Raw genomic sequence first — 25,363 nt, forward strand, 5'->3', positions numbered from 1 at the left:
ATAAATAATTATATAATATTTTTTAATAAATAAAATAGAGATAGCCTTTTAGCAATCTCTACTTTATCTTATAATATTTCAGAAGACCTATTATAATAAGCATTACTATACTTATTTTTTATCTCTCCAGTTTTAATCATCCAATCTTGACAAAGATTATAATCTTCTTCTCTAACTTGTCCTTCGTTTTCGAATTTAAATTTTAAAGCAATTTCTATGTGTTCTGCATCATAATTCATATGCTCTTTTAAAAATTTTCTTTTTTCTTCTTCTAGCATATTATTATAAATATTATTTGCTTCTCTTAAAACTTTATGAAATATTTTAACCTCTTCTTTATTTTTTTCATAGTATTCTCTTTTAAAACACCACATAACTAAGTTCTTATCTGAATTTTTTAAACTCCAAACTCTTTTACCTAAATCTCTATTTTCAAGCTCATCTATAAATGGCTCTATTGCTATTAGTCCATCTATCTCTTTTTTCTTTAAAGCTTCTATCCTTTCATAAGTATTATTTATCCATACTATTTCTGGATTTTTAAGCTTATCCTTTAAATCATTTTCCATAAATAATCTAAAAAGTCCTGTTCTATTTACTCCTATTTTTAAGTTTTCATCTTTAAATGATTTACCTTTCCCTAAAAGCAAATGAATAGTTCTAGTTAAATTTGATGTTATTACTGAATCTATTCCTTTTTCTAAAGCATAAAAGAAAAATGTTAAATCTCCCATCATACAATCAGATTCATCTGTAGTATAAGGATTTTTTCCTTTAAATAAAAAATCCTCTTCATATTTTATAGAAACATTTATTTTGTTTTCTTTATAAAGACCTAAAGCTTCTGAAAGAACTACTGGTATTGTTAAAGGATTCTTTTTTATTATAAAGACTTTCATTATATTAATCCTCCTATTAAAAATATTACAAATCCTAATGACATTAAAAGATTAAAGCTATATATAAGAAGTAGTGGTCTTGGTCCCCATTCTTTAGCCATCTCTTTATATGGCTCTTTTATTTTTTTATAATCTTTATACCATTTTACATATCCAAAATAATACATACAAAAAGTTCCTATAAGAAATAGTACTATATTTATATATCCTAATACCATAAGTGATACTAAAGAAGAAAACATTAATATTCCTTCTGGTAATATTATTTTTATTGAATTTTCAAATCCTATAACATGAGGAAGAGTTACTCTATGTCCTTTATCTTTGTTATAATCTGATGTATTATTTGCCGCCATTAAAAATATAGTCATAAATACTCCTATTACAGAATATAAGATTATTCCTAAATTTAACTCTCCTAACTGTATATAAGCTGATACAAGACTACTAATTCCACCAACAAATATTCCTGATACAAGTTCTCCTACAGGATAAACTATATAAGGCTTAGGTCCTAAAGAATAACAAATTGCAGCTAAAGCACTTAAAAAACCTATTAAAAGTATAAGCAAATCTTTTGTTATAAAAACTATTAAAAGCCCTGAAGCTCCTCCTAATATAAAGAAAATTAAAAGTGCAATTATTGCATCAATAAGCTTTGCATCTCCTCTTGCAAGTCCTTCACTTCCTTTATGTCCTGTCATAGTTTCATCTGTCTCTTCATTTTTTAAATAACCTCTAATTTCATTTGCAATATTTGCAACTATATTAAAACTAAATCCAGATATAAACATTAAAAATAATAAAGTTATATTTAAATCCCCTTTTAAATAAGCTCCAAAAAGCCCTGCACTTAAAACTGGAAGCCCTGTTGCAAAACCAGTTCTTATTTCTATAACTGTATACACTCTCTTAAAAAAATCTTTCATTTACCCTTTCACACTTCCTTCCATTATTCCGTTGTATATTCTTTTTTGCAAAAATATAAAAAATATAAGCATTGGAATAATACTTAAAACAATCCCTGCACATATTACATTCCATTCTACTTTACTTGTTGACATAAATCTAAATACAGTTGTTGAAACAGTATTTAAACCTTCTTTTGGCATATATAAAAATGGAATATAAAAATCATTATAAATACTTATTGTCTTTAAAAGGCATACAGTAAATGTTGCTGGCCTTACTATAGGAAAAATTACTTTTCTATATAAATAAAACATACTTCCACCTTCTAATATGACTGCTTTATCAATATCCTTTGGAACTTTCTCTAACATTTGCATGTAAATATAAAGTGTAAGCATATCAGCTCCTATATAAAGTAAAATTGGAGCAATACGTGTGTTATAAAGTCCCATTCCATTTATTATCTTAAAAGTTGCAACTTGTGAAACTTCTATTGGAACTATTGATACTAAAAGAAATATTCCTAAAATCAATTTTTTATATTTAAAGTTAAATCTATTTAATGCAAAAGCTAATATAGAACCTACAAATACGCTTCCGCAAACTCCAAAAATAACAAGTATAAATGTATTAAAAAATCCACTCAAAAGCTTTCCTTCTATTAAAACTCGTTTATAATTTTCAAAAGATAGGCTACTTGGAGGAGCTATTCCACTTGTACTATTAAATTCACTATAAGATTTAAAAGAACCAAATATTACAGTTATTAAAGGAAGTAATATAATTAATGTCCATAAAATCAATATTCCATATTTAAATAAATTAGAAAATACTTTTTTACTTTTCATTTTTATCTCCTTTAACAACAATTTTTCTTATAATCATTATTGAAATTAATATTAAACTTAAAATAACTGCCATAGCTGAAGCCATACCAAACTCTTTATCTTCAAAAGCTACTTTCATTGTTTTAAGTAAAAAAGTGCTTGTACCATTTGAACCATCTGTCATAATCATAGGAATATCAAATACAGAAACAACTCCTATAAAAAGCATTATAAAATTTATTTTTATAGAGGTTTTTATGTTTGGAATTATTACATGAAAAATTTTTTGTATAACTCCACCTCCTTCTATTTCTAATACTTTAAATTGTTCTATTGGTATAGATTGCATTGCACAAAAATACAGTATAAAGCTCATTCCTGTATATCTCCAAAGGGAAATAAATGAAAGAGTCCAATTTACTATTTTAGGATCTCCTAACCAATATCTTATATTTTCTTCAAGTCCTATTAATGTTAAAACTCCATCTAAAGTTCCATTAGGAGCAAAGAACACTCTAAATATCATTGATATAGCAACTCCGCTTATAAGTACTGGAAATAAAAATACACCTTTAAAAAATCCTTTAAATTTAGTTTTTGAATAAAGAATCAAAGCTAAAATAAATCCAATTACTATTTGCAATAATCCTGATATTAAATAATAAAAACAGTTTTTAAAAACTTCTAAATATTTTTCACTTGTTAGAATTTTTATATAATTATCAAAATAAACTATTTCTTTTGTCTGAGATATGCCATTCCATTCTGTAAAGCTATAATAAATCAAGCATATTATAGGTATTAATCCAAATAAAATTATTAATATTAAAGGCAAAGAAAGAAAAGCAATTAATGCTTTTCTTTCTCCATTTAATCTATTTTTCATTATTTTTTACAGCCTTTTCCCACTTAACTTCCGAACTCTTTACAAATTCCTCATAGCTTTCATTATCATTTGGATATAATCCTATATTTATAGTTTTTTGAAGTACTCCATTTAATCTTGCTACATCAGCTTCTTTAGCTATTTTTGTATATTGCATATCAACTTCTGGATCTACTTGTGGAGCTGTCAATACTACATTATGATTTTTTAATGCAGTTAATTGCTCTTTATCTAATGAATCAATTTTTGGAGAAAGTCCTGCTAAATTTTCTGCATATCCACTTTCGCTTGAAGATATGAATTCTAAAAATGCTTTTGCAGTTTCTTTATTTTCACTATTTTTATTTATTCCTACAACTTCTGGTGCTCCAAAAGCAATAGTTGTTTCCCCATTAAATTTAACTGGGAATGGAGCTATTTTTATACTTTCTTTATTTTTAGCCATTTCTCTTATTTCAACAAGCTCTTGTGAACCCATCATAAACATTGCAACTTTTCCATCTGCTAGCATTTGTTGAGATTTTCCGTAATCACCTGTAATAGGATCTTCTTCAGTAAGTCCTTTACTAGTTAAAGCGTAGAATAAATCCATTACCTGTCTTATAGGTTGTCCACTTTCAAAAGCTGTTCCTTTATCTAAAGTATCTTTTCTATAATTTTCTCCTCCATATGAAGTTAAAGCACCACCCCATACTCCAAGAGTATTATTATAATTTGTATAGAATGGAATCGCATCTGTATTTTTCTTTATCTTTTCACATGCTTCTACCATTTCTTCTAATGAAGTAGGCATTTTTTCTACTCCAGCTTCTTTTAAAACATCTTCATTATAAATGATTCCAAGTGAGTTTAAAGCTGTTGGAATTCCATAAGCTATTCCATCATAATCTGCTTCAGTAACATCTATATATTGTTTTTCTAACTCTTCTACTTTTCCAAGAGGCTCAAAGAAATCTGCATATTCTTTTGGATTTGCATTCATACTAAATGGAATAAATAGCACATCTCCATAATCCTTAGTATTCATTCTAGTTCTTATGTGATTGTCATAATCGCTTGATGATTCAAAAACTACATCTTCTACTTCAGGATATTTTTCCTTAAATTTCTTTTCTACCTCTTCAAAAACTTTTTCTCCATCAACTCTGCTTGTAACTACTGTAATTGTTCCTTTTACTTTCCCTTTTTCTTCTTTATCATCTTCTTTAGCACCACATCCAGCTAAAACTCCTGTAAAAACCATAGTTGATAATAATAATCCAGTTATTAACCTTTTTTTCATTCCCCTAATCTCTCCTTAAATTCTCATTAGTATTTTGGTCAAAAATATTTATTTTATCTAAGTTGAAACTTATACCAACAGTTCCACCTAGTTTATAGCTTAAATCTTTATTTGTTTTAACTTTTAATATTTTGTTTTTTAATTCTATCTCTGTTATATATTCTCCACCTAAATAAACAGAACCTACAACATTTCCTTTTATACTTGAATCATTTTTTAATTCTATATCCTCTGATCTAATTCCTAAGATATAATTTCCATCTTTTATATATGAAAATTTGTCTGTTTCTATAGTTCCTATTTCTTCTAGAAAAAACTTATCACTTTCTTTTTTTATATCTAAAAAATTCATTTTTGTTTTTCCTATAAACTCTGCTACAAATTTGTTCTTTGGTCTATCATAAATTTCTTTTCCTGTACCTATTTGCATAATTGCCCCCTTATTTAAGATAACTAATCTATCTGATATAAGAATTGCTTCTTCTTGATCATGGGTAACATAAAGAGTTGTTCCCTTTATTTCTCTATTTAAATTTACAATTTCTGAGCAAGTTTCCATCCTAAGTTTATAATCAAGATTTGACAAAGGTTCATCCATTAAAAAAAGTTTTGGATTTCTAACTATTCCTCTACCAATTGCTACTCTTTGTCTTTGTCCTCCAGAAAGTTCTTTAGGCTTTTTATAAAGCACATCTTCTAATTGAAGAATCTTTGCCGCCCAAAGAGTTTTTTCTTTTATATCTTTCTTTTTCTCTTTACGTATTTTCATTCCAAATGAAATATTTTCATAGACATTTAAATGTGGCATAAGAGCATAATTTTGAAATATCATTGATATATTTCTATCCCTCGGTTCTTTACCTTCTATGTTTTCACCATCAATAATTATTTCTCCGCTATCAGGTTTCTCAAAACCACATATGAGTTCTAAAAGTGTAGATTTTCCACTTCCACTTGGTCCTAATACTGAAACTATCTCACCTTTTTTAATTGCAAAACTAATATTCTTTAAAGCTTCTGTTTCTTTATATTTTTTACTTATATTTTTAAAAACAATATAATTATTCAAAACTCTTACCTATTATTGTTCTCTACTAAGCATATTCTTAGTTATTTCCATCAATATGTCTCTATATTCATTTTCAGGTAAATTAAGTATATTTTTAAAAGCTTTATTAGAATACTTATTTGCTATTTCCATAGATTTTTCTATTCCACCATTTTCTTTTATTAAATCTATTATTTCTAAAATTTCTTCTTTAGAATACTCTTCTTCTTTAAGAATCTTATCAAAGGCTTCCTTATTATTTCTTAATGCTATAAGAAGTGGAAGAGTATACACTCCCTCCATTAGGTCATTTCCTACAGCTTTTCCTGTTTTATTTGAATCTCCAGTTAAATCTAAAATATCATCAATTATTTGAAATGCCATTCCTATGTTATGACCAATCTCCCAAAATAGTCTTGAAGTTTTCTTATCACATCCACTTTCAATTGCTCCTATATAAAGACTTAGAGAAAATAACTCCGCTGTTTTTCCTGATATTCTTTTTAAATAATCTTTTATTGTTATGTCCTTTTTATATCTTGAATTTAATTGTTCAACTTCTCCTAAACAAATTCTAGACATAACTTTTGTATCCATTTGAATATCTCTTTTAAGGGAAGATGTGCTCCCAAGTGTTTTAAAGCAAAGACAAAATAAATAATCACCTATGTATACTGCATAATTTTTACCATATTTAGACTGAATTGTTCTTTTTCCTCGCCTAAGTTCTGCGTCATCTATAACATCATCATGTACAAGTGTAGCCATATGGAACATCTCAACTACTGAACCAAGAGCTATTGCTCTTTCTTCTTCATATTCTCCAAATTTTGAGGCTAAAACTGTAAAACCTGGTCTCAACATTTTCCCACCAGACTCAACTAGTTCTACTATACTATTTTCAATAACTTTATCCTTACATTTTGCATTTTTTATTATATTTTTTTTTATTTTCTCTACTTCTCTACCTATTTCAGGATAATTATTCCAAAAGCTTTTCATCTCTTCCCCCTCGTTTTATTTCAAGAGCTTTAAGTTTATTAAACCTAAAGCTCTAATTTTATTTTCTTATTTATTATTAGATGTTTCCATAGTTTCTATGTCATATGCTGAAACTTCATTTAATCCATGTCCATGTATATCATAGATTGGCTCTCTTTTACCCATCCAGAAATTACCCACGAGTTTATTTATCCAAGGCATTACATAATAATCAAGCCCAAAAGTTCTTCCTGCTCCACACATTAATGCAATACTTCCAAAAGTAAACCAAAGAATATCAAATCCAGCCATAGCTGAGAATATAAAGTTTACTGTCATAAAAGCTGAAGCTGCACTTGCTAAGAAAGTAAATAATCCAGCAATTAAACAAAGACCTATTCCAATTTCAAGTAAAACAACTACTCTTTGAGCCCAAACTGCAATTTCTGCATTTGGCATGAATATTTGCATAATTGATTCATAGAATTTTGGCATAGTTTCAAAAATTGGTTTTGGCATATTTACTGCAGCATCTGTAGTTGCTGATGCACCTGAAACTGTATCTTGAAGCCATTCAAATGGCATTTTCACATTCCCCATTTTCATCCAACTATCCCAACCAATAGTTAAGTTATCACTTAAAGAATTTGCATAAGCACTAACACTATCAATTACTCCATTTGTTGAATTTGCTTCACTTTGAGCTGTATCAAAAGCTTTTGTCCAAGTTTCTTCACCAATTAACTTTTTAAGTCCTTCAAATAACCAAAGGAATCCTATATATACTCTTAAAGGTACAAGCCATAATCTATTTCCTTTTGATGATAAATGACCACGCATTATACATCTTCTTTCTTTCATTGCGAAGAATTCATGTTGAAGATAATTATAAACAGCATGTACATTATTTACACTAAATAAATAAACCATATTTATAAGATGCTTCATAACCATTGCAAAGAACCCTGAAAGTTTTATTCCCATTAGGTTTGCAACTCCATATCTTCCACCAATAGATACCATAAATCCATGATAATTTGGCTTAAATTCTACTTTTTCTTTATTTTCTATTGAAGCAATTATATTTTTTGCAGCTGTAACTGCTGTTTGTTCTGCTGCTTCAACTATTTGCGGATTTCCTTTTCCTTCTTTATCTTCAATGTAAGCTAAATCTCCAACTACATAAACACCATCTTTTCCTTCTGCTTCCATGTAGCTATTTGTTTTATATCTTCCAGCTCTAGATTTTTCCATTTCTAACTCTGATAAATCATTGTTAGCTTGTACACCACAAGTCCATATTAAAGTTTCGGTAGGAATAATCTTTCCATCCTTAAGCTTTATTGTATTTTTAGTAACTTCAACTATAGGAGAATTTTTTAATACCTCTACTCCATGCTTAACCATATATTTTTCAGCTTTATCAGCTTGTTTTCTATCAAGCATATTTAGTATAGTTCCCATAGCTTCAACAACTAATAATTTAATTTCTTTTACATCAACTCTATATTTTTTAGCTAAAGTATCTTTCCATTCTAAAAGTTCTCCAGCCATTTCTATTCCAGTAAATCCTGAACCTGCTACTACGAAAGTAAGCATTCTTCTTCTTTTTTCTATATTTCTTTCAAATGAAGCTTCCTTAACTCTATCTTCTATATGACTTTTTATTCTTAAAGCATCATCTAGTGACCATAAAGTAAATCCATTTTCTTTAACTCCAGGAACTCCAAAGAAAGCTGGCTCACTTCCCATTCCTATCATTAAATAATCATAGTCAAATTCGCCATTTTTAGTTTTAATTTTCTTTTTATCTGTATCTACATTTTCTATTAAATCTACAACTACATTAACTTTAGTTCTGTGGAATATTCTAGAAAGTTCAACCTTAACTGATTCTTCTGGAACTCTTCCCCCTGCTACTTCATGTAATTCTGTCATTAATGTATGATATGGATTTTTATCAATTAAAGTAATTTCCACATCATTTTTCTTTTTATACTTCTTGGCTAATTTTTTAGCTGCATGGACACCTGCATATCCAGCCCCTAAAATAACTATTTTAGTTGACATACTCTTTCTTCAATCCCTTCTAAATAAAAGTCTTGTGTTTTCACATGGATTAATTCTATATATATTAAAACTTATTGTCTACTACACAAAATACCTAGTTTTTTTATGTATAAATTACTATCCTTTTACGTGAAGCCCCTAATCTATTGACTTTTATCCCCCTATATTTTTATTTACCCCCTTTTTCGCTATAAAAATCTTTCATTATATATAACTTTTTTATATGACCCCCTTTCATATTTAAAGTGCTATTATTTTAATATTTTAAATAATTTTTCTTTTAATAATCTAATCTTGGCTCTTAATTTATCATCTATATCTTTTCTATAAGAGATATAAAGATTATATTCTATTTCATATTCACCAAAATTTTGAACTATAAGTTCTCCTTTTAAAACTCTTTCTCTAACATCTGAATACGGAACTAGTGCATATGTATTATCACTTTCTAAAAATGCTAATATTGTACTTAAAGAATTACTTTTCAAACCTACCTCTACTTTTTCAGCTTTTAATTTCTTTTCAATTTCTTTAGTAAATTTATCATCTAAAAGTCCAATTTTGCTTTCTTTTAATTCTTCTTTAGTCATATTTTTTCTACTAATTAATACTAGCTTATCTGACCCTACATATTCAGATTTTATATTTTTGTCTTCTAATTTTTCATTTCCAATTATTATATCTGATTTTTTATTTATTAATAGTCCCTCTCCATTTATAAATTCCATATTCATATTAACATTATAATTGTTAAATATACTCCCAAATTGCCCTGCAATAGCTAAAAAAATACTATTAGAATAAATACTTGTATTAGTTATATCTAACCTATTTTTATCTATTCCTTCATTATTAACCTCTTTATGTAAAAGGTCATATAATTCTAATATCTTTTTAGCATATTGATATACTACTTCTCCTTTTTGTGTTATCTCTACTCCTTTATTACTTCTTTCTAAAAGCTTTCCATTAAATTCTCTTTCTAATTTAAAAAGCTGATGACTAAGAGCTGGTTGAGATATATGAGAATTTTTTGCAACTTTTGATATGCTTTTAAACTCCACAACATCATAAAAGTATCTTAAACTTTCTATATTCATAAATTTCCCTCTTATTTTTCTTTAAAATCTTTGTTTATAAGCTCAAATTTATCCTCTATACCATCCGTTAAATAAATGTTCTTGTTAACATCAATAAATATTGCATCTACCCCTTCTAAATTATTTATAAATTTCATCCCCTCATTTATCCCTTTTGTAAATACCAAAGTTGAAAGCGCATCTCCGTCTATAGATTTATCAGAAATTATAGTTACCCCTGCTATTTCACTTTCATATGGATATCCTGTTTTAGGATTTAATATATGATGATATTTTTTATCCCCTTTTTCTAAAAATCTCTCATATATTCCTGTTGTAACAATAGATTTATCTTTTACATAAATTGCTCCTACAACATCACCTCTATCTGAAAATGGATTTTGTATTCCTATTTTCCATGGCTTGTCCTTTTCTTTTTCTCCTAAAACATAAACATTACCACCTAAATCAACTACTGCCTTTTTTACCCCTTCTTCTTTTAAAATCTTTACAATTTCATCTGCAGTATATCCTTTTGCTATACTCCCTAAATCTAACATCATCCCCTTTTTCTTTAAGAAAATTTCTTTTGTTTCCTCATTTATCTCTACATCTTTATAATTTATTTTTGTAAGCTTTTCTTTTATCTCATCTTCACTTGGAACTTTAGCCTCTGGAAGTCCTATACTCCAAAGCTTTACTAAAGGTCCTATACTTATGTCATATCCCCCATTTGAAAGTTTCGAATACTCAATACCCTTTTTTATTATGTAAAAGCTATCATCACTTAGTTTTACACTTTGAATTCCTGCATTTTCATTTAGCTTGTCCAACTCTGTTCCAACTTTATTTATACTAACTAAATCTTCAATTTCTTTTACTCTATTAAAAGCTTTATCTAAAACGTATTCATCTCCATCAAATATTTTTATATTTACAACAGTTCCCATAAATAACTCTGTCTTTGACTTAGCTTCTTCTTTTTCTTTACTGCCACACGCGACTAAACCTAAAGAAAAAATTAAAATGCTAACTACTAAAAATAACTTTTTCATATCTCCCCCTATTAATTTTTCTTTAACTTTATTCTATGTTAATATTTTATATCTTTTGTAAACTTTTTGCAACATTTTTATATATTTTATTTAATTTTATAATATTATTTTGCGAAATATCTTTTTAATATAAATTATTTTATAGAAATAAATAAAATTCTATATTATATTGTTCTAAATTAAAAATTATCTCTTTATTAATTTTTAATTTAATAAAAAAGGCTTTTTCATTTTGAAAAAGCCTTTTACATAATATAAATAATAATAATATTTATTTCTAATTTACTTTTATTAAATTTTCTTTTACTCTTTCTTCTAAATATTCTGAAAGATTTTTTTCTTCTTCTTTACTTATCTCATTAGTATAAACAGGTTTTCCAAATACAATAGTAACTTTTCCTTCTCTAAAGCTTCTATTATCTTCAAAACATTTTGATGTTCCATCTATTGAAAATGGAACAACTGGTGCTTTTGCTTTTGTTGCAAGCTTTGCACTTCCTTTTTTAAATTCATGAACTTGTCCATCTTTAGATCTAGTTCCCTCTGGAAATATAACCATATTATATCCATCTTTTATGTATTGTGCTCCTTTTGATATAACCTTTATTGCTTCTCTAGGATTATCTCTATCTAATGGAACACAGTTTGTATTCTTTATCCAAAAACCTAAAATAGGATATTCTAATGCTTCTTTTTTAGCTATAAAACCAATCATCTTATCATGAAGAGCAGTTTTTAAAACTGGTATGTCTAAGATACTTTGATGATTTCCAACAAAAGCACATGTTTCATTTGGAATATTTTCTTTTCCATGAATTTCTACTTCTATTCCTATTATTTTTAATGTATCTTCACTCCATTTTAAAAATACTTTTTGTGCATATTTAAAAGCTTCTTCTTCTCCAAATTTCTTTTTTATTTTATTAAATTTAAAGCTTTTTGCCCAAAGACTTATCATACAAAAACCATATCTTATAAATTTTATTACTCTCATATCTTCACCTCATAATTTTTATTTAATTATAATATGTAAATAAAATTAACGCAAATTTAATATTTTGGACATAATTATAATATAATAAAAAATTAGGAGAAATTTATGAAATCAAAATTTAAATTGCTATACTTTATTTTTTCGTTATTATTTGTATTTTTATTTTTTTCATGTTCAAATAGTATTCCTTTAAATAATGATAATTATTTAGTAGTTCATTATTTTGATGTAGGTCAAGGAGATTCTACTTTAATTCAGGTAAATGGAATGAATATGCTTATAGATTCTGGTTCTAGAACAGCTGAAAATAAAATTATTAAATACTTAAATGACTTAAACATAAATAAAATAGATTATTTAATTTCAACTCATCCCCATGAAGATCATATTGGAAACATGGATGAAATAATAGATTTATTTGAAATTAATAAGTTTTATGCACCTAAAGTAACAACTACCACTACATCATTTGAAAAAATGATTAAAGCTTTAAAAAGAAAAAATTTAAAAATAAATATTCTTAAAGATGGTACTTCCTCAATAGACTTAGGAAAAAATACTCAAGTATCTGTTTTTTCTCCTAAAGAAAATTTAAAAGATGATAATTTAAATAATTACTCTCCTATAATTAAAATACAATTTAAAGATAATTCATTTTTATTTACTGGAGATGCAGAAAAAGAAAACATAAATTATGTATTAAGTAAAAACTATCCAATAGATTCAGATGTATTAAAGCTTGGTCACCATGGCTCCAAAACATCTACAACAAAAGAATTTTTAGAAAAAGTTACTCCTTCTATAGCTATTGCTTCTTTAGGAGAAAATAATTCCTATGGTCATCCTCATAAAAAAGTACTAGATTTATTAAATTCTTTTAATATAAAATTATTCAGAACAGATAAAGATTCTACTATAACTTTAATAAGCAATGGAATTGAAATTAAAAAACTTAAGTAAATTAAAAGAGTGCTAAATATTTTAGCACTCTCTTAATCTAACTATTTTTAACTTTCTAATTCTTTTTCGTCTTCCTCTTTATCTTCTTTTGTTATATATTTTTTCCAATTTAAAAAGATATAATAAAGATTAACAACATCTTGCTCATTGTATAATAGAATTTTTTCTATTTTTTCATAAGGCATTCTTTTTATATAGTCTGAATCTTTTAAGACTTTATAAAAGGTTTTAGCTAAGTTAGAACCACTAATAACTTCACCTTGCCTATGAATATTAAATATTTTCTCCAGATTTTTAAGTCCTATTGAGGTTCCCATTTCTCTTTCATAGTACTTCTGTAAATCTATTGAATTAAATTCATCTTCAAAATCAAATTCTATCTTATACTTATTAAATAAATAGTTGATTACTGTAAAATCGTTGTTTCCAGAAAAAGTTGATATAGCCCTCTTTCCTTTTTCTTTCATATCCTTGAAATATTTCAAAGCTAATTTTAAGAGATCTTTTATCTCTCTTTTATTTTCAATCATATATTGAGTAGTTAAAAGAGTTCTACTTTCTTTTTCATATACACATGCTCCAAAAACACCAATACATTTTGGTTTTTTATATACATAATGCTCTAAATCAAAAAATATAACATCTTCAACTCCTATATTCTCATCACTTTCTAACATAAACTCTTGGCTAACATCATCTATCTCTATCCGATTCTCTTTTATTATCACAGTATCACTCTTTTCTAATTAAATTGAATATCATCTACCTTTAACTTATAAGTTACATCTTTTCTCTCAACTATAACATTTATTTTTTCTTTTAACTCTTCATCTTCTAAAACTTTTTTTAATAATTCTTTAGTTGGATTCATGCAAAATGGATTTTCAACCTTTTTAAACATAGTATAATCACCAGCTGTATCTCCATATGCATAACTTTTAGAAAGGTCTATATTATATTTTTCTACTAGTTCATTTATAGCTTTTTCTTTGCTTTCGCTATCCCACATTGGTATAACATCACCAGTATATTTATCTTCTTCATCTACAATATATACAGCACCTTTATAGTCATCAAAACCATATTTATTTGCCATTTCACGAACAAGCTCACTTGGTGAACCTGAAATAGTTATTAAAAGATGATTTTGCTCCTTATGCCATTTTATTCTATCTCTAGTAAAAGTATACACTCTATCACCTTTTTGTTCAATAACTCTATTTGCTATGAATTCTATTTGGTCTTTTGTAAGCCCTTTTATAGCTTCCATATATATTTCAATCATTTTTAAAAGATAATTATCATAATCACCTTGTCTCTTATCCCATTTAGTATACTCAGGTTTTACATCATTAAACCATCTTTCTTGCTCTATAATTTCATATCTTATCATTTTTTTGAATACTTCTGTTATTAAACCTTCTCTATATAAAGTCCCATCTATATCAAAAAATGCTGCTATTCTTTTTTCCATATCCACTTCCTCCTTAGTATATAAATTCTTTATAAGATTTTTATTGTTTATATTATCTCATAAACTTAATAAAAAATATTATTCTTTCTTTAACTATTTATTATTTTCTTATTTTATTTTTTTTATTCATCTTTCAGAAACTTTTTATTGACAATTGTTATCATTTGGCGTATATTGAAATTAAGAAATATGATAGTGATTTTCATTGTGAGGTGCGTAATATGAGTTTAAGCGATTTAAAAATTGGACAATCTGGAGTAATCCAATCTATTAGTGGAAATGAAAAACTAGCTAAAAGACTTTTAGCTCTTGGTTGCTTAGAAGGAACAGAAGTTAAATTAAAAGCTCGTTCTCCTTTTAAAGACCCATTAATAATTACTTTCAGAGGATTCGATTTAGCTATAAGAAAAAATGATGCAAAAAATATAATTTTAGCTTAGAAATAAATATTTTTCTATAGATATAGTTTTAAATTTTAAAATAATATTCAGAAATATATTTTTTATGAAACGGCAATTTTTACAAAAGATATTGGAGGAGATTTAATAATGACTACAGTTGCTTTACTGGGTAACCCTAACGTAGGGAAAACTACCCTTTTTAACGCTTTGACTGGTTCTAATCAATATGTTGGGAACTGGCCTGGTGTTACAGTTGAAAAAAAAGAAGGATATTTTAAGGATATAAAGATAGTAGACTTGCCTGGTATCTACGCTATGGATACTTTCTCTAACGAAGAAATAGTATCTAAAGAATTTCTTTTAAGAGATGATGTAGATGTTATATTAAATATAGTTGATGGTTCAAAATTAGATAGAAATCTTTATTTAACAACTCAATTAAAAAAATTTAATAAGCCAATAATATTAGCTATTAATATGATAGATGTTTTAGAAAGCAACGGATTCGAAATTGATTTTGAGAAACTTTCATCTGAAATGGATGTTACGGTAGTACCTATATCTGCTGCTAAAAAAAGCGGATTAAAAGAGCTTACAGACATTATAGAGAATAAAAAATGGGAAAACTCTATTTCAAATGAAAGATTTGATTTTAAATCTGAAAAAGAAGCTTATAAATTTATTGAAAACACTTTAAAAAAATCAATTAATAAGTCTGCTTCTATAAAAAAACCAATTTCTGAAAAGTTAGATAAGTTTATTTTACATCCTATCTTAGCTTTTCCTATATTTATAGTAGCTATAGCCCTTATGTTCCAGCTTACTTTCGCTTGGGTTGGACAACCAATTTCTGATTGGTTAGATGGACTTTTAAATGATAGTTTAATTCCTTACCTAAGCCATTTACTTTCAGGAACTTCACCTTGGTTTAGTTCTTTATTAGTTGATGGTATAGTAGCTGGTGTTGGTAGTATTATAGTTTTACTACCTGTTATTCTTACTCTTTTTGCTTGTATAACTTTCTTAGAAGAAAGTGGTTATATGGCTAGAGTAGCATTTTTAATGGATAAAATAATGAGAAAAATGGGACTTTCAGGTAAAGCATTTATTCCTTTAATAATTGGATTTGGATGTAATGTTCCTGCTATAATGTCTGCAAGAACTCTTGAAAGTGAAAAAGATAGAAAGCTAACAGCACTTTTAGTTCCATTAATGTCTTGTAATGCAAGACTTGCAATTTATTCAGTTTTTGTTTCTATATTCTTTAAAGAACATCAAGGATTAATAGTTGCATCACTTTACTTCTTAAGTGTATTTATTGCTTTTATACTTGGTGTAATATTTAAGAAAACACTTTTCAAAAAACAAGAAGAGCCTTTTATAATTGAGCTTCCTTCATATAGTATGCCTCAATTAAGTTCAATTGCTCTACAAGTTTGGGAAAAATGTAAATCTTTCTTAAAGAAAGCAGGAACACTTATATTTGCAATGAGCGTTTTAATATGGTTCTTATCAAACTTTAATGCAAGTGGTATGGCTGCTGATGTAAATAGTAGCTTCTTAGCTCAAATTGGACAATTTATATCACCAATATTTGCTCCACTTGGATTTGGAAACTGGCAATCAGCTGTTTCACTTCTTTCTGGTTTACTTGCAAAGGAATCAGTAATATCTACAATGCAAATAGTTTATGCTGGAGATTTAAACACAGTATTACCAACATTCTTTACTGCAGTTTCAGCTTATTCATTCCTTGTATTTGTATTACTTTATGTTCCTTGTATTTCAACTATTGGAGCAATGAAAAAAGAATATGGTGCAAAACTTACTACTTTCTCATTCGTATTCCAAACTACATTAGCTTGGGTAGTTTCATTAATAGTATTCGGAATAGGTTCACTTATAATGTAGAAAGAAGGTTTTAATTATGGTAGTTCAAATAATTATTGCAGCTTTAATAGTTGCATTCTCAATTTTCATAATATATAAAAACATAAAGAAATCAGCTAAAGGTGGTTGTAATTGTGGAGGTTGCTCAAAATCTAATTGTGCTTCTAGAAATATGACTAACGGAAGCTGTAATATCACCTTAGATAAAAAAGATAAATAAAAAAAGTGTCTCAAAATAATTTTGGGACACTTTTTTATACTTATTTTTAAAATATCTTTTTAATGTTAATAGCACTATGTATTTTTTAAATTAATACTTTAAAATTTCTCATTCTTAGTTTTAAATTTAATCTATTTTCCATATACTTTATTAAAGACATTTTGAAAAGGTTTAAAAATACTCTCAATACTCTAAAATTTATATAAATAAAAATACTCAGAAAAGAAAACTTTTCTGAGTGTTTTTTTATTCTTGTAATCTACTTACAAATTCTTTATGCTCTGATGTATACTTGTACATTTTTCTATCATAATATACTTTTAATGTAGCAATTGTTGGTGATGCTAAAAGCATTCCTACCGCCCCAAAGAATCCTCCTCCAATTGTTACTCCAAGTATTATAAAAAATGGTCTAACTCCAACTTTTCCACCTATTAGCTTTGGATCTAAATACCATGCATCAAATTGTTGTACTGCTAAAAGGAATATAAATACTGCTAAAGCTTTCCAAGGTGAAACAAATATACATACTCCTGCTGCTACTATTTCTCCTATAAAAGGTCCAAAGTACGGAATCATATTTGTAAATCCAACTATTAAAGCAAGTAAAATTGCATATGGGGCTTTTAAAATAATAAGTCCCACTAAAGAAATTATTGCTATTATAAGAGAATCTAATGCTTTTGTTCCAATATATATTCCTATCATTTTATGATAAAGTCTTAGTGCCTCTAAAACTTTAAGTGAATACTTTTCTCCAATTATTAAACCTAAAAGTAATTTAGTATTATATATAAGTCTTTCTTTATCTAAAAGCACATATATAGAAACTAAAAATCCAAAACCAACCATAACAACATTTGCTGTTATATTTAATAATGATGTTGCTGAACCTTCTAATATATTTACAATAATTACTCCTATTTTACTAGATAAACTTGTTATAGTTTGAAGTACACCTGCATCATTTACAAGAGTAAATAATCTTTCATCTTTAAGAGCTGTATTTATCCATCCTTGTACTGTCTCCACATAGTTTGGTACTTCTTTTGCTATAGAGACAATACTATCTATTAAAGTTGGTATTACAAAAAGCCCTATTATAAATAAAATCCCTATAAAAAGTAAATATGTTAATCCTACTGCTGGTCCTCTTTTTAATTTTAATCTTTTTTCAAAGAGTTTCATTATTGGATTTAATATATATGCTATTATAAGGGCATATATAAATGGACTTATAATAGTCAGTAGCTTTTTAAAGAAAGATAAATATACATCATAATTATCTACTATTTTATATCCAATAACTGCAACAATTACAAAAATTAGAATATCTAAATATCTAATATTTTTTCTTAACATTTCCCCACCCTTTCTTAATTTTCTTTATCTAAGTATAACATATTTTACCTTAAATATTTAATCATCTTTTATTAATTATTCATTAAATTTATTCATATTTTATAAATTTTAAAGTTACTAACTTATTCTATTTTTACTTATATTGAAATTATTAACTTTAACTAATTTTTTTAATCTAAACTAAAATATATTAATGTTCTCATAAGTTATTAGACAACAATAAAAGAGCAACACTCGTGTTGCTCTTCTAATAAAATTACGTAAGTTATCTAAATTTTTCAAGTCTATAATGATTTTCTTCATCTAGTTCTTTAATTCCATTTTTGAAATCATAGCCCTTTTTTCTATAAAACTCACAACCAGTAATTGATGATGGAATTTCAATTCTTTTTGCTCTTAAAAAATACTCATCATTTTCTAGAGTACTAATTATTTCGCTTCCAATACCTTTTCCATGTAGCTCTGGCAATACAAATATAGTTAGCAAAATACTTTCATCTTCTTTTCCCCAATAACTTGAAATTGCTCCACACCCAACAATAGTATTATTAATACATGCAACATACATATGTGCATAACTTGCAATAGCTAATACTTTTTGAGAATTATATACATTAGATAATTGTTGCATATCTTCTGAATTATAATCCTTAATATTTACTTCTAAAAAGTTTCTTTTTATTATTTGAGATATTTTTTCTGCATCCTCACTTTTAAATTGTCTTATTTTTAAATAATCCATAAACCTCTTCCTCCCATACTTTAAACAAAGTGATTTGTATTTTAATTATGATATAAACACTTCGTTTAACAAATATTACCACAAACAATATAAATTTTCTATAAAATAAATAATTGCTATATTAAAACCCAATAGTTCTTAATCCAAATTCATTTGTTTTACTTGTTGTATGCGAGGTGTGAGAGTGTATCAATAGATTTCTAACCTTGATTATATCTTTATCTGTTTTAAAATATTCTAACCACCTAAACTATGCTAAATAATCGGATAGGTATTTTGTTGCAACACCATTAAACCTAGTCATCCAATTCTTTAATTTGCTATGAAAAGAATTAACGTGTTGTAGATGATATATACCCTCTTTTTTCTTGCCTTTAGGCAACTGAACCAATTCTAAATTAGATTCTCTTGCAAACTTTTTAAAGCTTCTACATAAGTCTGTACAAGCTATAGCTTCACTATCTATCTTATTCTCAAATAATCTGCGAATAGCGGCAGCACTTATTTTACCTCTACCTACTGGCTCGAAAATTATATTTCTAGAGCAGTCTAAGGCTACCATTACAGAGATTTGCTCTTTACTTAAACCTCTCTTTTTCTTTAGCTAGAACATTTTGGTCTGGTTTAACTCCTCTTTTATATGCTTTTCTAGGCATTTTGAATACTGAATTTTATGTATGATACCCCTTAAAGGATTCACGAAAAAACGTATCATCACATTCGACAATACCTTCTACAGAGCCAGTTCCAAGAAACTTTTTAACTCCATCTAGTATCTTATGTCGCCAATAAAAAGATGTAGCTAAACTTATTCTAGTTTCTTGATCACATTTTTTAAGAGTATATCCAGCTATCATACATTTAGCATATGTAATCCATTTATCAATAGTTTTTTTACTATTATATGAAGGAGAGTGAGTGAAATCTGTAAATGTCTTTCTGCAAGAAAGACAATTTTATTAAAATAAAAAGCTGTAGTAAAAATCTACAGCTTAAAAGTTTTCTATTTTTATTTTCTTTTTAAATCAATAAATAAAATTATATTAAAATAAATTCTTATTTGTCTTCTACAGCAAATATATAATCATCTACATATTCACCTATAAAATCTTTTAATAAGTTTAACCCTTTTGGTTTTAACTCTCCATCTCTAACTTTTTTATATTGATTATGCATATATTGACTTATAAGTGCTATAGGAATTTCTTCCTTATCTAAATTATTAATCATCTTATTAAAAGAATATTCTACTTCTTCATTTGGCATATAGTATCTACATCTATCTGAAAGACTATACATTCTTGAAAATCTAATATTTTCAGAAGTTCCTGAATAATGTTTAATCCAATTTTCAGGATGTTTAACCATATTATAATCTAAAGTTTGAATAAACCTTGATTCTTCTATATCTGGTCTAAATCTAAACATTTCCTCTTCTATCTTATTTAATGCAAAAGCTGCCTCTCTAAATCCAAAAGTTAAAGCTGGTCCAACTTTTAAAATATTAAATCCATCTAATACCATTTCTCTTAATGATTTTGGAGATTGATAATCTGTTGAATGAGCTTCAAATACTAAATTATCATATTCCTTTAATGCTTTTGATAAATCTTTTGCTTTTTCTCTTTCATATTTCCAAACAGTATCACTTGAAAATTCAACTCCAGGTTGTACAACAACTCCTACAACATAATTAAAAGCTTCTTCTACTCCATGTTCTTTAAACTTCTTCTTGAAAACTTCTACTGTATTTTTGAAATCTTCTACTCTTGTAACCTTTATTCCATTTTCTATTTCTTCTTCAGCCTCTTCTGCTTGTACTCCTCCTGGAACTGGAACTTCACTTCCTACAACATAAATTGGATGTATTGCATCTTCATTTGTTTTTAAAAGCTCTCTATATGCTATCTCTGCTACATTACAAAGGATTGCTGCTCTTTCAGCTATTAAATCATCTCCAAATACACCTTTTTCTAAATCATCATATATAGGCATACTTGTATCTATATGAATTTTAGTAAAACCAGCTAATACATAATCTCTTATTAAAACTTTAGCTTTTTCCATTGCTTCTTCTTGAACAAGTTTAGTCCATGTTAATGGACCTAAATGGTCTCCACCTAATATTATTCTATCTTTAGGAAAATTCACTTTATCTGCAATTTTATAAACATAATTTACAAAATCTTTTGGTTGCATTCCAGTATATCCGCCATCTTGATTTACTTGATTTGCAGTAGATTCAATTAACAAATCTAAATCTTTATCTATAACTCTTTCCATAGCTGCTTCTATAACATACTCATTTGAAGTGCAAACTGAAAATATTCCTACATTTTCTCCATTTTTATATCTATTAACTAACTCTCTTATTGGATGTTCTTTAACTTTCAATAACATAAACTAACTCACTCCTCATATAATTCTCAAAATTTTAAAACATTAATATAACCTATTATTTTATTTATATAGAAATGCTTATTACCTAAGCTATTTGACATGCTTAGCAATATCTCTAATAAACATACCAACATATTTTTATTTCTTTATAAAAAATTTAATTATTTATTCCATTAAATTTTTTACTTAAATTTATATATAATCTTTTTTATTAATAACCTTTTCCAATCTACTTAAAACTTCTAAAAGAATTTTCTTAGGTGTTCCTATATTTAATCTAACCCATCCTAAACCATCTTTAACAAAATAACTTCCAACTACCATTGAAACATTTGCCTTGTCAAAAAACTCTTTTAACTCTTTTTCATCTTTAAATACTTCCTCAATGTTTATCCAAGCTAAAAAGCTAGAATCAGATTTCATTACTTTTGCTTTTGGCATATGTTTTTCAAACCATTTATATAAAATTTCAAAGTTTTCTGCTATATATTTAGTTGCTTCATCTAGCCATTCTTCACTTTCATTATAAGCTGCAATAATTGCTGGAACTGCAAAAACATGTGGGCTTGTCACATAAACTTTTTTAAGATAATTAAGCATCTTTTCTCTTATTTCTTCATTTCTTATAACTAAATAAGAAGATTTAAGCCCTCCTAAATTAAAGCCTTTATTTGGTGAAATACACATTATACTATTTTTCCATATCTCATCATTAGCATTCCAAAGTGTTGTAAATTCTTCTCTTTTAAACACTATATCTCTATGAATTTCATCACAAACTAAAAGTACATTATGCTTAATACAAATCTTACTTAACTTATCTAATTCTTCTTTTGTCCAAACTCTTCCACTAGGATTTTGTGGACTACAGAAAATAAATAATTTAACTTTATTTTCTACTATTTGTTTTTCCATCTCTTCAAAGTCTAAATAATATTTCATATCCTTAATCTTTAAAGTATTACAAATAAGCTTTGCATCTCCCATTTTTACAGCTTCTGCAAAAGGATCATAAGCTGGAGTATTTATCATTACAGCTTCTCCTTTTTCACAAAAACACTGAACTATATAATGTAATGCACTACAAGTTCCAAAAACTAATTTAATCCAATCCTTTTCTATATGAGCATTAAATCTTCTCTTATTCCAATTTATAACTGCATCATAATATTCATCATAAGTGTAAGTATATCCATACTCTCCTAAGCTAGCTCTATCTACTATTGCTTTTGTTATATAAGGTGAACAAGGAAAATCTAATTCTGCAATATCCATAGGTATTGCATCTTCTGCTAATCCAAACTTTTCTTCTAAAATTTTATTATCCCATTTACGACATTTACTAAGCTTTCTATTTATAACTTTATCAAAATCATATTTCATTTTATTTTGCCTCCAAAATAATTAATTTTTTAGTTGTTTTATTTAAAGGAACACCTTTACCATTTATTATTGCTACATCATCTTCAATTCTTACTCCACCTAAAGAAGGAATATATATTCCTGGCTCACAACTCATTATCATTCCTTCTTCTAAGATTGTTTCACTTCTCTTATTAAGAATAGGGAACTCTCCACCACCTATTCCCATTCCATGTCCTAATCCATGAGTAAAATATTCTCCATAGCCATAACCCTCAATTATTTTTCTAACATAATTATCTACTTCTTTTCCTTTTACGCCCTTTTTTATAAATTGAACTCCTTTTTCTTGAGCTTCTAAAACTATGTTATATATTTTTCTAAGCTCTTCCTTTGGTTCTCCAATACAAATAGTTCTAGTCATATCAGATTGATATCCTTTATAAACAACTCCAAAATCAATAGTTATAAATTCACCTTTTTTAAATTCTTTTTCAGTTGGTCTTCCATGAGGCATTGCTCCTCTAGTACCACTTGCAACTATTGTGTCAAAAGCCATACTTGAAGCTCCATTTTTTAATGATAAATATTGTATAAGAGCTGATAATTCTATTTCTTTCATTCCCACTTTTATTTCTTTTAAGCATTCTTCAAATACTTTATCTGTTATTTCACATGCTTTTTTTACTAAATCTATTTCTTTTTCATCTTTGCATCTTCTTTCAAATTCAAGCTCATATTCTAATAAATCTATATTAAATCCTTCTTTTTGTAGCTTTAAATATTCTTTTGCTAATGTATTAGAAGATTCTATACAAAGTTCTTTTTTATCCCCTAATATCTCTTTTACTACCTCTATATAATTTTTATCTTGACTATGAGTTATTATATTAAACCCTTCTGTATTTTCTTTAGCTTCATTTGTATATCTTCCATCCATTATTTGATATATATCATCTTTAGTTATAAGAACTTTAACTCCACTTCCAGTTAATGCTCCTATATATTTTTTATTTTCTTTACCTTTTATTAAAATTGCATCTTTATTTTTTTCTAATAAAATTTTTCTAAATTTTTCTCTTCTATCTTTCATAATTAACCTCTCACTTATAAAGAAAGAGCAATATAAAACTTATTTGTTAAATATTGCTCTTATTAATATTTTTTATTTTAATTATTTAGAAATCTAAATCCTCTAGTAAAGCTTCATCTTCACTTGTGAATATATCAGCTTTCTTAGAAGCTAATCTTTCTAACTCTTCTTTTTCTTCTTGCTTTTCCATTATCTTAAAGAATGGCCAGTACAGAGCAATTGCTAAAACTAATTGTAATCCATTCGCTATAAGTATTCTCCAATCTCCATTTGTTAAAAATGCTTCTAAAAATACTCCAACATACGGAGGATCAAAGAAAGGCTTATCTAATAGTCCCCAATGCATCATAAACATTGGTAAAGTTCCTATTATAGCTCCTCCAAATACAAATGGTATAAACATTATTGGATTTAGTATAATAGGTGCTCCAAATAATATTGGTTCGTTTATTCCAAAAAGAGATGGGAATAAAGATATTTTACCTATCTTTCTGTATCTACTAGATTTTGAAAGTAAACATGCTACAACACATCCAATTGTTATTCCACATCCAGTAAATCCAAAGAACGCACTTGAAGTTCCTGCTGTATAGAAGTGAGGCAATTCTTGTCCTGCTTGCATAGCTTGAATGTTTTCTGCAATAAAAGTAGCCATTATTGGTCTTGTAATAGGTCCAAATACTGATGAGTGAATTCCAAAGAAGAATATTACACAAATACAGAAGTTTAAAGCTAATACTGACCATGGATTATCCATTGAACCTACTAATGGTTCAAGGAAAGTTGTTAATATTTGTGGTGGTAATGTATCAAATATTTGTAATGATAACCATCTAATTACTATGAATGTTCCTGCAACTATTATTGTTGTTGGAATTAATTCAAAAGATTTTGATACGAAATCTGGTACCCCTTCTGGCATACGAATTGTAAGATTCTTTTCTTTACAGAATCTATATAATTCAACTGTTATAAGTCCAACTAACATTGCACAGAATAGCCCTTTTGAACCAAAGTTCTTTAAAGAAAGATTTCCATCAACCATTTCTGTTGCTACAAATAAAAATCCAAAAGTAGCTAAACTAATACAACCTGGTATATAAAGCTTATAATGATTACCCAAATTATAAGATATACACATAACTACATATATACTCATAAAGCCTATAGATAACGTAACTGGTAAGTCAAGTAATTCTGCATTATCTAAAATAAATTTACTAACAACATTATTTTCACCAATCATATTTGGAAGTGCTGGTATTATAGCAAAGAAACTTCCAAGTATAGTAAAGGGTGTCATAGCTACCATTGCGGCTTTTATTGAGCTTAAATGCTTTTGCTTGTCTACTTTATGAGCAAGCGGCATCATATACTTATTCATTAACGCTTCAAATTTTGCAAACATATTTCCCCTCTCCTCTCA

The 25,363-nt window shown here is 27.1% G+C and carries 23 protein-coding genes and 1 pseudogene; 4 read left to right on the forward strand and 20 right to left on the reverse strand.

The window, feature by feature from the left end:
* Positions 1–68: 68 nt before the first annotated feature.
* The 11 genes from CLTHE_RS13745 to CLTHE_RS13795 all read right to left on the reverse strand — a co-directional run bounded on the left by CLTHE_RS13745 (position 69) and on the right by CLTHE_RS13795 (position 12,033).
* Positions 69–899 carry an ABC transporter substrate-binding protein gene (locus CLTHE_RS13745; RefSeq protein ID WP_080023953.1) on the reverse strand — a complete coding sequence of 277 codons (831 nt, stop codon included), beginning with the start codon at positions 897–899 and terminating at the stop codon, positions 69–71.
* Positions 899–1,828, reverse strand: a complete 930-nt coding sequence (locus CLTHE_RS13750) for a prenyltransferase (protein ID WP_080023954.1) — start codon at positions 1,826–1,828, stop codon at positions 899–901. Before CLTHE_RS13750 ends, CLTHE_RS13745 begins: the two co-directional genes overlap by 1 nt.
* The gene (locus CLTHE_RS13755) at positions 1,829–2,659 is read right to left on the reverse strand and encodes a carbohydrate ABC transporter permease (RefSeq protein WP_080023955.1); all 831 of its coding nucleotides are present in this window, start codon (positions 2,657–2,659) and stop codon (positions 1,829–1,831) included.
* Positions 2,649–3,524, reverse strand: a complete 876-nt coding sequence (locus CLTHE_RS13760) for a carbohydrate ABC transporter permease (protein ID WP_080023956.1) — start codon at positions 3,522–3,524, stop codon at positions 2,649–2,651. The genes CLTHE_RS13755 and CLTHE_RS13760 overlap by 11 nt, the downstream gene beginning before the upstream one ends.
* Complete coding sequence (locus CLTHE_RS13765; RefSeq protein ID WP_080023957.1) at positions 3,514–4,806, reverse strand: ABC transporter substrate-binding protein; 1,293 nt, start codon at positions 4,804–4,806, stop codon at positions 3,514–3,516. The genes CLTHE_RS13760 and CLTHE_RS13765 overlap by 11 nt, the downstream gene beginning before the upstream one ends.
* 4 nt (positions 4,807–4,810) lie before the next feature.
* On the reverse strand, positions 4,811–5,875 hold the full coding sequence (locus CLTHE_RS13770) for an ABC transporter ATP-binding protein (RefSeq protein ID WP_080023958.1): 1,065 nt from the start codon (positions 5,873–5,875) through the stop codon (positions 4,811–4,813).
* A 12-nt stretch (positions 5,876–5,887) separates the two neighbouring features.
* A complete protein-coding gene (locus CLTHE_RS13775) occupies positions 5,888–6,856 on the reverse strand; it encodes a polyprenyl synthetase family protein (protein ID WP_080023959.1) in 969 nt (322 codons plus the stop codon).
* Positions 6,857–6,922: 66 nt separating this feature from the next.
* The gene (locus tag CLTHE_RS13780; RefSeq protein WP_080023960.1) at positions 6,923–8,905 is read right to left on the reverse strand and encodes an FAD-dependent oxidoreductase; all 1,983 of its coding nucleotides are present in this window, start codon (positions 8,903–8,905) and stop codon (positions 6,923–6,925) included.
* Between the two features lie 251 nt (positions 8,906–9,156).
* Positions 9,157–10,005, reverse strand: coding sequence for a LysR family transcriptional regulator (locus CLTHE_RS13785; RefSeq protein ID WP_080023961.1), 849 nt, complete (start codon positions 10,003–10,005; stop codon positions 9,157–9,159).
* Between the two features lie 11 nt (positions 10,006–10,016).
* The gene (locus CLTHE_RS13790; RefSeq protein ID WP_080023962.1) at positions 10,017–11,039 is read right to left on the reverse strand and encodes an FAD:protein FMN transferase; all 1,023 of its coding nucleotides are present in this window, start codon (positions 11,037–11,039) and stop codon (positions 10,017–10,019) included.
* A 277-nt stretch (positions 11,040–11,316) separates the two neighbouring features.
* Positions 11,317–12,033: a lysophospholipid acyltransferase family protein gene (locus CLTHE_RS13795; protein ID WP_080023963.1), complete on the reverse strand. Its 717-nt coding sequence runs from the start codon at positions 12,031–12,033 to the stop codon at positions 11,317–11,319.
* 105 nt (positions 12,034–12,138) lie between these two features.
* Here CLTHE_RS13795 and CLTHE_RS13800 point away from each other — a divergent pair, with 105 nt between their 5' ends.
* On the forward strand, positions 12,139–12,993 hold the full coding sequence (locus CLTHE_RS13800; RefSeq protein ID WP_080023964.1) for a ComEC/Rec2 family competence protein: 855 nt from the start codon (positions 12,139–12,141) through the stop codon (positions 12,991–12,993).
* A gap of 47 nt (positions 12,994–13,040) precedes the next feature.
* Here the strand turns inward: CLTHE_RS13800 and CLTHE_RS13805 are convergent, their stop codons facing one another.
* Together CLTHE_RS13805 and CLTHE_RS13810 are read right to left on the reverse strand one after the other, a co-directional pair.
* Positions 13,041–13,721 carry a ribonuclease H-like domain-containing protein gene (locus tag CLTHE_RS13805; protein WP_080023965.1) on the reverse strand — a complete coding sequence of 227 codons (681 nt, stop codon included), beginning with the start codon at positions 13,719–13,721 and terminating at the stop codon, positions 13,041–13,043.
* A gap of 14 nt (positions 13,722–13,735) precedes the next feature.
* A complete protein-coding gene (locus tag CLTHE_RS13810) occupies positions 13,736–14,467 on the reverse strand; it encodes an HAD-IB family hydrolase (RefSeq protein WP_080023966.1) in 732 nt (243 codons plus the stop codon).
* Between the two features lie 221 nt (positions 14,468–14,688).
* Between CLTHE_RS13810 and CLTHE_RS13815 the strand changes: the two genes are divergently transcribed.
* From CLTHE_RS13815 to CLTHE_RS13825, 3 genes are all read left to right on the forward strand, one after another.
* Positions 14,689–14,907 (forward strand): FeoA family protein, encoded by a 219-nt coding sequence (locus CLTHE_RS13815; RefSeq protein WP_080023967.1) that lies wholly within the window; start codon positions 14,689–14,691, stop codon positions 14,905–14,907.
* Positions 14,908–15,015: 108 nt separating this feature from the next.
* Positions 15,016–16,779 (forward strand): ferrous iron transport protein B, encoded by a 1,764-nt coding sequence (gene feoB, locus CLTHE_RS13820; protein ID WP_080023968.1) that lies wholly within the window; start codon positions 15,016–15,018, stop codon positions 16,777–16,779.
* Positions 16,780–16,795: 16 nt separating this feature from the next.
* On the forward strand, positions 16,796–16,978 hold the full coding sequence (locus CLTHE_RS13825; protein WP_080023969.1) for a FeoB-associated Cys-rich membrane protein: 183 nt from the start codon (positions 16,796–16,798) through the stop codon (positions 16,976–16,978).
* Positions 16,979–17,224: 246 nt separating this feature from the next.
* Here CLTHE_RS13825 and CLTHE_RS13830 read toward each other — a convergent pair whose 3' ends face one another.
* From CLTHE_RS13830 to CLTHE_RS13865, 7 genes and pseudogenes are all read right to left on the reverse strand, one after another.
* Entirely contained in the window at positions 17,225–18,340 is a 1,116-nt protein-coding gene (locus CLTHE_RS13830) for an AI-2E family transporter (RefSeq protein WP_080023970.1), read from the reverse strand.
* A gap of 265 nt (positions 18,341–18,605) precedes the next feature.
* On the reverse strand, positions 18,606–19,082 hold the full coding sequence (locus CLTHE_RS13835; protein WP_080023971.1) for a GNAT family N-acetyltransferase: 477 nt from the start codon (positions 19,080–19,082) through the stop codon (positions 18,606–18,608).
* Between the two features lie 250 nt (positions 19,083–19,332).
* Positions 19,333–19,668, reverse strand: a pseudogene (locus CLTHE_RS13840) (IS1595 family transposase); the annotation flags it as partial.
* 470 nt (positions 19,669–20,138) lie between these two features.
* Positions 20,139–21,482, reverse strand: coding sequence for a class II D-tagatose-bisphosphate aldolase, non-catalytic subunit (locus tag CLTHE_RS13850; protein ID WP_080023974.1), 1,344 nt, complete (start codon positions 21,480–21,482; stop codon positions 20,139–20,141).
* 192 nt (positions 21,483–21,674) lie between these two features.
* Complete coding sequence (locus CLTHE_RS13855; protein WP_080023975.1) at positions 21,675–22,865, reverse strand: MalY/PatB family protein; 1,191 nt, start codon at positions 22,863–22,865, stop codon at positions 21,675–21,677.
* 1 nt (position 22,866) lies between these two features.
* Positions 22,867–23,937 carry an aminopeptidase P family protein gene (locus CLTHE_RS13860; protein WP_080023976.1) on the reverse strand — a complete coding sequence of 357 codons (1,071 nt, stop codon included), beginning with the start codon at positions 23,935–23,937 and terminating at the stop codon, positions 22,867–22,869.
* An 85-nt stretch (positions 23,938–24,022) separates the two neighbouring features.
* Positions 24,023–25,345, reverse strand: coding sequence for a PTS sugar transporter subunit IIC (locus CLTHE_RS13865; RefSeq protein WP_080023977.1), 1,323 nt, complete (start codon positions 25,343–25,345; stop codon positions 24,023–24,025).
* Positions 25,346–25,363: the final 18 nt, after the last annotated feature.

The organism is Clostridium thermobutyricum DSM 4928 (genome assembly GCF_002050515.1).
Lineage (GTDB): Bacteria > Bacillota > Clostridia > Clostridiales > Clostridiaceae > Clostridium > Clostridium thermobutyricum.